The sequence below is a fragment of the Streptomyces sp. NPDC054796 genome, assembly GCF_053611545.1.
Window position 1 is genome coordinate 19,589 of record NZ_JBSHAO010000078.1, and the last position, 8,747, is coordinate 28,335.

Below are 8,747 nucleotides of genomic sequence, written 5' to 3' on the forward strand. Positions count from 1 at the left end.
CTATCTCACTGGACTGCCGCCTCTCGCGCGTCAGAATGCGCGCAGCTCGGAGCCTGCCGATCGGCTGCTCGGAGAAGAGCCAGCACGATCAAGGTGTAGGTGCCCTTGACCAACTACCCCCGGCTGCGCGGGGAGGACGTGAACGTGGCATGGGACGGCGGAGACCACGCCGGCTGACCCCCGGCTGCGCGGGGAGGACGGCCTGGAGCCGGGCGACGCCGCCAGCATCCGCGGCTGACCCCCGGCTGCGCGGGGAGGACTCCCGCCCTGAAATGTGGTGCTGTGCAGCGCAGGGCTGACCCCCGGCTGCGCGGGGAGGACCTCTTCCTGACCTGCGTTCTCTCAACGGCTTTGCCGAAACGAGACTTCGTAGGGCCCGTTGCGGACCGCTGATGTCCTCAATAGTGCTTCACCAGCCATATGAGGGGTGTGCGTCCTTCTGGCGAAAGACACCGCTGGTGAAGCACACATCTGGGCGGCCTGATTCTGGCCGTCACGTCGGTGGTTCGAGCGAAGCGCCCCTTCAGTGGGTCGGGTTGTGCTGTGGTGGTCGAGAGGAGTGGTAGCGGATGTGCTTTCTTCTCTGTCCTGGGTGCAGAGTTCGTCGGCCGTTTTGGGGCTGACTGGCCGAGAGCGGGGTGGGTCGTGGCCATGCTCGTCGTTTGATTCTCCTGACGGGAGTCGCTCTGGGCGTTCCGGGGCGAGCGCGGCTAGCAACATCGGCGCCGGTCTCTGTGGTTTTGCGTGTCGCGCTTGGGCTGAGTCTGGGGTGGTGCGTAGTGGGTTGGCTGGGCTGTTCGTGTCAGTAGTTGGGGCGTTGTGTGGGGTCAATTCTGCTGAGGACGGCTCGTACGAGGTCTCGGCTGTATGGGGAGTGGGAGGGGGGTTCGGGCGCGTCAGGGGGGTCGGGTGACGGGCTGCTGGGGGCGGAGGTGCTGGCGTTTTCTTGCATCAGGTATGTGATCTTGGCCCATTGGCGGAAGTTGCCGTGGCAGGCGAGGTCGTCGACCCACAGGAGGTCCTGGGCTGGTACCTCGGCCCACAGGGGGTGGTAGTGCGGGATGACGGTGAGGACTTCGTCGGGTGTCAGGGGCTTGTACCGCTGCCAGACCAGGATCCGGGAGGCGAGTGCTGGCCGGTGTTTGATCTTCTGGTAGCAGGACTCGGCGCCGACGAGGACGATGGCGACCCGGGTCTCGTGGGCGTCCCACAGTTCGCGGAGGAATTCGAAGTCCCGGGTCTTGAGTTTCTGTGCCTCGTCGACGACGAGGACCCGGGGGGTCGCGGAGAAGGCTTCCTTGACCGCTTCCCAGTGGTTGCGCTGTGCGGGGGCCAGTTCGTGCAGATCCAGTTTGCTGTAGAGATGGTCGCGCAGGGGCTGGCGGTCGGAGGAGACGGCTTCGATACGGATGGTGGTGTGAGGGGCGAGTTCGTCGAGGTGGAGGTTGACGGCGAAGGTCTTGCCCAGGCCGACGCCGCCGTGGACACACATCAGGGCGCCGCGGCCGTTGTGGGCGTTCATGGTGGTGACCAGGTTGGCGTAGGTTTCCTCGCTGGCTTGGGTCAGGATGGCGCGGGCACCGGCCAGGCGCCCGTAGTCGTAGCCGGCAGGCTCCTGCGGCCGCGGGGAGGTGGCGGGGGCGGTGGGTGGTGTGGTCATGGCTTTTCCGGCTTCTTGGGGGCGGGTTCGGGCTTGGTCCAGCGGGTGGAGGCGGGAGCGGGCCGGTGCAGGAGGTCGGGGCGGGCTTCGGGGTGGGTGTCGTGGTCCTCTCGGCGCGGTTGGCGGAGTTGGTCGGCTGCTTGGCTGGCGCTGAGGCGGTTGAGGGGCTGGAGGGGGGCGGGGGTTGAGGTGGCGGCGTGGCGGGTTTTGGCGTTCTTGCGGGCCTGTTGGGCTTTGGCGGCGTAGTGGTCGGCTTCGCGGCGCTTGGCCCGTGTGTAGTCCGCTTCTTCCTGGGGGTTCATCTCGTCGCTGCGGACGGCGGAGCCGCGGTAGGTAAGGGTGTGGGCGTCGTAGAGTTCGACGCGGTGGTAGTGGTGGGGTTCGTGGCGCAGGCGGACCATCTCACCGGCGCTGCCGTGGCCGTGCATCCATTTGCCGACGTAGTAGGCGCCGTTCCATTCCACGCCCTTGCTGGTGATCGTCAGGGGACGGTCGACGTGTTCCAGGGTGTAGGTGTGCAGGGTTTCGGCGCTGAGGGTCTTGATGGGGGTCAGGTCTTGTGCCCATGCCTGGGCCGGGCTGCGCCGGTGCAGGCGGGCGATGGTGTGGTCGTTGTTCCACCACTCCACCCATTCCAGGACGCGGGTGACGAAGACTTCGTAGTCCATGAGGTCTTCCAGCTTCCACAGGTCGCGGCCGCGTTTGTCACGGCGGCTGCGGCGGGTGTGGGTGTAGCCGGGCATGCCTTTGAAGAGCATGTGCTTGACGGCGGCGTTGAGCGATTCGACGGTGCCCTTGAGATGAGGGCTGTAGGGCGGCAGGACGATCAGATCGGTGCCGAATTTCCCGAACGCTTCACGGACGGTGTTGCTGAGGAAGTCACGTCCGCGGTCGGTGCGGATCTTTCCGGGGACGCCGCCGAAGGGCCGGTGGTGTCCTCCGCACAGGATGGCGTCCCGGGCTGCGGCGAGGATGGCGTCCCGGCTGGGGTAGTGGGGGGTGATGGCCAGGCCGGTGATGACGCAGGTGGCGTGGTCGATGTACCAGGTGATCCAGGGTTTACTGCGGCGCCCCTCGAGGTTGACCCAGACGCTGGCCTCGACATGGTCGGTCTCCCATACCTGGTTGCGGTAGCCGTGGGGGCGCAAGCGGTGGACGTCGTGGCGGCTGCGTGCTGCTTCCCCGCCTTCGAGTGCGGCGCGCTGGCCGGGGCTGAGTTCACGGCCGACGGCGCGGTAGAAGGTGGCCTGGGAGGCCGGAGGGTTGCCCAGGTGCCCCTCGGCGCGCAGTTCGCGGTAGGCGGCGCTGATGTTGCCGTGCCAGCGCGCCATGGCGTCGTGCATGGCGGGGGTGAGGGTGAAGTGGCGGCGGCCTGGGCGGGTGTAGGTGCCGTTGTGGTTCGTGGCGTTGGTCATCCAGCGGTGCACGGTGCGCCAGTGGACGCTGAAAGCTTCGGCCACGGTGCGCAGGTGGGGGTGGGTGAGACGTCCCTCCTGCCGCCGTTGCAGGAGGCGGTCGACAGCGGCGGCGCGCAGGGAAGTGGTGTCGTAGGGGGTCTCGGGTGGTGGGCTGGCAGGCATGGAGGGCTTGCTTCCCGTCTTCGTGGCGGTGGTGTGGGGTCAGGCAGGGGCGAGGGAGAGCAGTCCGGCTCCATAGGATTTGCCGCGGCCGACGCCGGCCAGCAGGGCGTGGCGTAGTGCGTCGGGGTCGGTGACGGTGGCGGTGCCGTCGAAGCGGGTGAGGGCGTACCGGAAAGTGCCGGGTGTCTTCTCGCTGGTGATGGGGTGGCGGGAGGCGGGGTGGGGTGTGAGGGTGGCGGCTTCGAGAGCCAGGCCCGCGAGGGTGGCTTTGCGCTGCCACCAGGCCAGGGCGTCGTCGCCTTGGAGGGGTACGGCGGTGTAGCGGGTTGCGGCTGCGGCGAGGGGGTCGGTTGCGGGGATTTTGCGGCGGACGCAGGGGTTGGCGGTGATGCGGTAGCGCACGCGTCGTCTGGCGGTGAGGGCCTGGAACATGGGGGCCAGGTCGCGGGTTTCGCTGGTGCCGTAGGTGGGTGGCAGGCGGGTGAGGTCGGGTGGTTGGTGCGACTGGACGAGCAGATGCAGAGGGGTGGTGGGGGTGGCGTGTTCCAGGCGGAAGAGCAGTCCGGCTTGGCGCCGGGGCTGGTCTCCCAGTGCGTCGGGGGCCAGCGTCATGACGGTCTTGTGCAGGCTGCCGGGGTTGGCCAGGTCGCGGCGCACGGCGCGGCTGCGGGTGTTGAGCCGGATACGGGTCAAGGTGGCGGTGCGGTGTATGGCGGCGGGGTGGGCCGGGGTGGCGGTCACGGTGTGTCCTGCTGAAGGTAGGCGGCCAGGGCCTCGATCGGGGGGCGGGGGGTGTAGAGGGCGGCGGGGAGGTATTCGGTGGTGCGCCATACCCGGCGGGTGCGGTACGCGCGGTGGGTGGGGGTGAAGTCGGCGGGGTCGTCGGCGATTTCGTAGTGGGCGTGGGCTGCGGGCAGGTGCGCGGGCTGTGTGTCCCAGAGGAAGTCGACGGGCACCGTGGCCTGTTCGGGGCGGGGTGGGGCGGGCAGGCTGAGCGGGGCCCGGGTGCGCAGTTGGTGCACCGGGTCGGGGTGCACGCCGCGCAGCACAAGCGGTTCGTCGGGAACGCAGGCGCGTCGGCCTAGGTAGGGGGCGAAGACGGGCTGTTCCAGCCGCTGGGTGAGGTGTTCGAGGAGCGGGTCGGGGCCGTGGACGGCGACGGTGAAGACGGCGTCGGCCCGGTAGACGCGGTGGCTGGTGAAGGTGGAGGCCTTCTGGGCGCGGTAGCCGCCGCTGCTGGTGCGCAGCCCTTGTTTGTGGGGGCGGCCGCCGCCGGCGGTGTGGTAGTCGGTGTGGCGGGTGCCGGGGCGGTCGACGCGGATGGTGAAGGCCAGGTCGGTGTAGGGGTTGGTGCCGGTGGCCGGGTCGGGGGCCAGTGCCTGCTGGCGGGAGTGTCCGTCGGCGGCGGCGAACAGGCCGATGAGGGCGGAGCGGGTGGGGAAGGAGAGGGTGTCGCGGTGGCGGAAGGCGGCGTGTTCTCCGAAGGACATCAGCGGTGCGGCCAGGCGCAGCAGGATGCCGTTCATGCGTGTGCCGGGGAGGCGGAGGGTTCGGCGGCGGCGGTGGTGAGGGCGTGGGTGAGGTCGGCGAAGGAGGCGTGGGGGGTGCCGAGGTGGTCGAGGGGGGTGGTTTGGAGGGTGCTGTGGCCGTGGGCGATGCGGCGGCGCTCGCCCAGCAGCCGGTTGACTGCATCTGCGTGCTGGCACAGGGCCTGGACGGCGGGGAGGGTGTAGCCGCCTCCAGGGGCGTGTTTGACGGGCTGTTCGAAGGCGGCGGCGTAGGAGACCGGGCGGCGGTCGCGGATGGCGTAGTGGAGCAGGTGGGGCAGGGTGTGCGGGGCGGTGGAGGTCTTCTTCGCCTGCGGCATTTCCTCGATGAACGCCTGGGTGAACAGGCCGAGCAGGCGCAGTGCCTGGGCCTGGTCGCCGTGGAGGTTGCGGGTGAGTTCGGTGAGGTTGACGGTGGCGTAGCGGTAGAGGATGCCGGTGGTGAAGAGCGCTGTCTCCAGGTATGCGCTGCCCGTCTCGTGGGGCCGGGGCCACTCCTCCACGGTGGTGAAGTAGTCCGGCTGCGCATCGCTTGGGTGCACGGCGAAGGCGTGCGCGAGCTGAACGGCGCCGTCCACGTGGCCGTCGGGGATCTCGGCGAGCATCCGGCCGAAGAGGTTGATGGTCGCGGTGCGTCGGCGCAGCAGGGAGGCGACGGTGCGGGTGGGCAGGACGGCTGGTATCGCCGGCTCGCTGCTGCGGCCGCCGCGGGCTTTCTTCTCGGCGGCCGCTGCAACGGCTGCGGTATGGGCGGTGTGGGCTTCTTCGAGTTCGGACCGGTGCTTCTCGCACAGCTCGGTCATCTCGGGAAGGATGTCGGCCAGCAGCAGGGCAGTTCTGGTGATGCCGCCCTGCTGAGCGTCGGTCTTCAGTCCTTTGGTGCTGGCGGAGCGGGCAGCCTGGGCGCCGGCGAAGGCGGCCAGGCCCTCGGGCCATCCGGCCTCGCGCAGGGCGTCGGCCAGGTGCAGGGGCAGGGTGCGGGTGCGGGTGGCGTGCTCATCGAGTTCTTCTTCCAGCGCCAGGCGGATGGGCCGCTTCCATGCCTGGGAGGAGACCATGCTGCGGGTCACTCCGCCGTAGAGCATGGTCTTGGGTTCGTCGTCCTCCCCCCGGTTGAGCAGGGAGGCGGGCACGGGGTGCAGGGCGTGCAGGTCGATGTAGCGGGCGGGAGCGGGCATCTCAGGTCTCCTGGGGGGTGAGGGAGTCGAGGGTGAGGAAGTAGGACTCGCGCCAGCGGGCGGCGGTGTGCGGGCGGTCTTCGTCCCACCAGGCCAGGTCTTCCAGCAGGACGGCGAAGTCGAGGCGGGCGGCGTTGCGGCTGTGCAGGTGGGAGGTGAGTGACCACAGCCGGGGGTGCAGCAGCGGGGTGGAGAGCCGGGTGAGGGTCTTGACGCGTTCGTCCATGCGGTGTTGCGGGAAGTGGTGCCGGGTCACGGCGAGGGCGAGGGTGATCCCCAGGTTCGGGCGGGCCCGCCATGTCCGGTGCCCGGGCTGGGCCGGTGGGTTCGCTGCGCTGTCGGTGCCGGGCGGGCTGTCGGGACGGGCCGTCGGGCTGGTGTGGCCGCGTGTGTCCTCTGCGGGGGCGGGGCGGGCTTCTTCCGGCGTGTAGGGGGTGTCCTCGTGCGGCAGGTGGCGCTGTTGGGCGATGAGGGCGGCGATGGTGTAGTGCGCCCGGCGGGCGCCGAAGCGGCGGATCCGGGCGGCCAGGTGCTGCTGCATGCGCTCGCAGTGCTCGACGGGGCGTCCCCGGCCGGAGGCGAGGTCGCTGCGGATGCCGTTGTGGGCGCACAGGCCGATGACATCGGCGACGAAGTCGTCGTAGTGGGCGCGGCGTTGCGCGGTGGTGAGCGGTGGCACGGTGCTTCCTTGAAGAGGGTTTCGTGGGGGTCAGGAGGAGTGTCGGCGGGCGGGCGGATGGGGCGGGCGGCGCAGTTGGGCCACCGCGTGGGCGAGGAGGCGGGCGGCGGGGAAGTGCTGGGTGAGGACGGGTTGGGCGGCGGTGCGCAGGGCGGCGACGGCCTCGGTGGCGAACGCCTGCCGGGCGTCGCGGCCGGGGTCTTCCACCAGTTGCCAAAAGACGCTCTCGGCGCGGGGCCAGTATGTGGCCAGGGCGTTGCGGGTCCAGGACTGCAGCCGCCGGGGGACGCGGGGGGCTGTGCCGGAGGTTGTGTGCATCGCGCGCCAGGCGCTTGCGGAGGCCTTTTGCAGCAGGGCGCCGATGTCCTCGGCCTCTGTGCGGCATTGGGCGAACCGTTCGGCCGCGCGCGGGTCGTGTTCCTGCGTCCAGGGCCAGATGGGCGGGGTGAGTGCCGTGTACCAGGTGCGATTGCTGGTACGGCCGTCCTGGTCGAAGCCGTGGACGCGTACGCGCAGCTGGGCGCGCAGGTCGGGTGGCAGGTCGTTGAGGGTGGTGAAGGCCTCGGGGCGCTGGACGGCGGATTTTTCATCGCCGGCCAGGAGCAGGGCGTCCAGGTCGCGCCACAGGGCCCGGTCGGCGTCCGCGCGGCGTGGGGTGAGCCGTCGGGTGACGGGGGCGCCGGTGTCGAGGTGGTGGATGAGGAAGGGGTCGGCGGCGGGCAGTTTGTGGGGGGTCGCCCAGGTGAGGTAGGCGTCGGTGACGTGGCGTCCGTCGGGGGCGGGCAGGAGCAGGAGGGCGTGGCAGGAGCGGCCGGTCAGCAGCCGGGCGGGCCGGGTGAGCGGTGCCGGCGGGGCCAGCGGGTCGGGCAGGTGGGGCTCTTCCCAGGGGGCGAGGTCCTGGGCCTCGGGCCAGTCGTCGGCGGGTTTGGGCACCCCGGCCAGGAGCGTCTCGTACAGGGTGCGGCCCAGCGGGTGGAAGGAGAGTGTGGAGCGCAGGGGCCCGGCGTTGGCCTGGCTGCTGCGGTGGCCGTCCACGGTGCGGCTGGACCATTGGCCGGATGCGCCGTAGTGGTGGTGGATGAGCAGGTGCCACAGGGCCTGGGCGCTGGGCACCGGCTGGGGGTCGGTGTCGCGGTGCGGGCTGAGCCAGGCAAGGTTGTTGCCTTCCGGGCGTCCGAAGACCAGCTTGTTCACGCCCGCCCGCTCCTCGCACTGGAGGGCGAGGCGGGGGTCCTGCAGGAAGGGGCGTGCGGGGTCGAACAGGTCCCAGGTGTAGTGGTCGAAGTAGGTGTGGACGGCGTCGGGGTCGAAGCCGCCGGGGTCTTTGAGCAGTGCGCGGCGGCGCATGGCCCACTCCCCCGCGCTCATCTCCGCCTCGTCCAGGCCTGTCACCCGGGCGGCGAGCGTGGTCAGCAGCCGCAGCGCGGCTGAGGCGGCGGGGGGCAGCGGCAGGGCCAGGTCCTCGATCTCGTGGGCGTGCAGCATCAGATCGCGCCAGCCGAGGCTTTCTTGGTGCCCGTCGAGGAAGAGGGCGGGAATGCAGGGTTCTTTGTCGGTGGGGTATGACGGTGCGGGCACTGCGGGACTCCAGGCGCCGGGCAGCGGAAATGAGAAAGGAATGAAAAAAAGCCGGAGGGGGTTTCTGTGCATGCGGAAGGGGGCCGTCGGCGCGCAGGGGTGAACGCGTCGCGGCATGCCAGGCAGAGGGGAAAAGGCGGGTCCGGGTGCAGGCGCGTGGCCAGGTCAAGCCGCGCCGGAACGGCCGGAGTCGCTGCGCGCCTGGCATCAAGGGGGTGCGGTGCCCGAGGCGTAGCGGCGGGGAGGGAAGGCAGAGGGGGGCGCAGCGAGGCTGCACCGCCTTCGTATTTCCATATTAGCGAGTCGGGTACGGCTTTTCCTAATCGCACAGTTCGGCCGCACTGTTCGCATTTAAATTACCGGCGGGTCCGGATTCTTTTGCGTCACCGGGAGGGGCGGATTCTGCGGGCAGCGCGGGCGGGACCGCCGGCTCCTGTCGGGGGGGGGGGGGGCCCCGCGCGGCCCCCCCCCCCCGCCGGCGCGGGGCGGCCGCGGGTGGGGGCGGGGGGCGGGGGGGGCGGCGCG

At 70.6% G+C, this 8,747-nt stretch carries 7 protein-coding genes; all 7 read right to left on the reverse strand.

Annotation, left to right across the window (positions count from 1 at the left end):
• Positions 1-802 precede the first annotated feature (802 nt).
• From ACWGJ2_RS36735 to casA, 7 genes are read right to left on the reverse strand one after another with little or no spacing between them, the layout of a single operon-like run.
• Positions 803-1,660 carry an AAA family ATPase gene (locus ACWGJ2_RS36735; RefSeq protein WP_453350720.1) on the reverse strand — a complete coding sequence of 286 codons (858 nt, stop codon included), beginning with the start codon at positions 1,658-1,660 and terminating at the stop codon, positions 803-805.
• Positions 1,657-3,240 (reverse strand): Mu transposase C-terminal domain-containing protein, encoded by a 1,584-nt coding sequence (locus tag ACWGJ2_RS36740; RefSeq protein ID WP_453350721.1) that lies wholly within the window; start codon positions 3,238-3,240, stop codon positions 1,657-1,659. The genes ACWGJ2_RS36735 and ACWGJ2_RS36740 overlap by 4 nt, the downstream gene beginning before the upstream one ends.
• A gap of 39 nt (positions 3,241-3,279) precedes the next feature.
• On the reverse strand, positions 3,280-3,981 hold the full coding sequence (gene cas6e / locus ACWGJ2_RS36745; protein ID WP_453350722.1) for a type I-E CRISPR-associated protein Cas6/Cse3/CasE: 702 nt from the start codon (positions 3,979-3,981) through the stop codon (positions 3,280-3,282).
• Entirely contained in the window at positions 3,978-4,766 is a 789-nt protein-coding gene (cas5e, locus tag ACWGJ2_RS36750) for a type I-E CRISPR-associated protein Cas5/CasD (protein ID WP_453350723.1), read from the reverse strand. Before cas5e ends, cas6e begins: the two co-directional genes overlap by 4 nt.
• Positions 4,763-5,965 carry a type I-E CRISPR-associated protein Cas7/Cse4/CasC gene (gene cas7e / locus ACWGJ2_RS36755; RefSeq protein WP_453350724.1) on the reverse strand — a complete coding sequence of 401 codons (1,203 nt, stop codon included), beginning with the start codon at positions 5,963-5,965 and terminating at the stop codon, positions 4,763-4,765. The genes cas5e and cas7e overlap by 4 nt, the downstream gene beginning before the upstream one ends.
• 1 nt (position 5,966) lies before the next feature.
• Complete coding sequence (locus tag ACWGJ2_RS36760) at positions 5,967-6,644, reverse strand: type I-E CRISPR-associated protein Cse2/CasB (protein WP_453350725.1); 678 nt, start codon at positions 6,642-6,644, stop codon at positions 5,967-5,969.
• Between the two features lie 30 nt (positions 6,645-6,674).
• Positions 6,675-8,222: a type I-E CRISPR-associated protein Cse1/CasA gene (casA, locus tag ACWGJ2_RS36765; RefSeq protein WP_453350726.1), complete on the reverse strand. Its 1,548-nt coding sequence runs from the start codon at positions 8,220-8,222 to the stop codon at positions 6,675-6,677.
• Positions 8,223-8,747 lie beyond the last annotated feature (525 nt).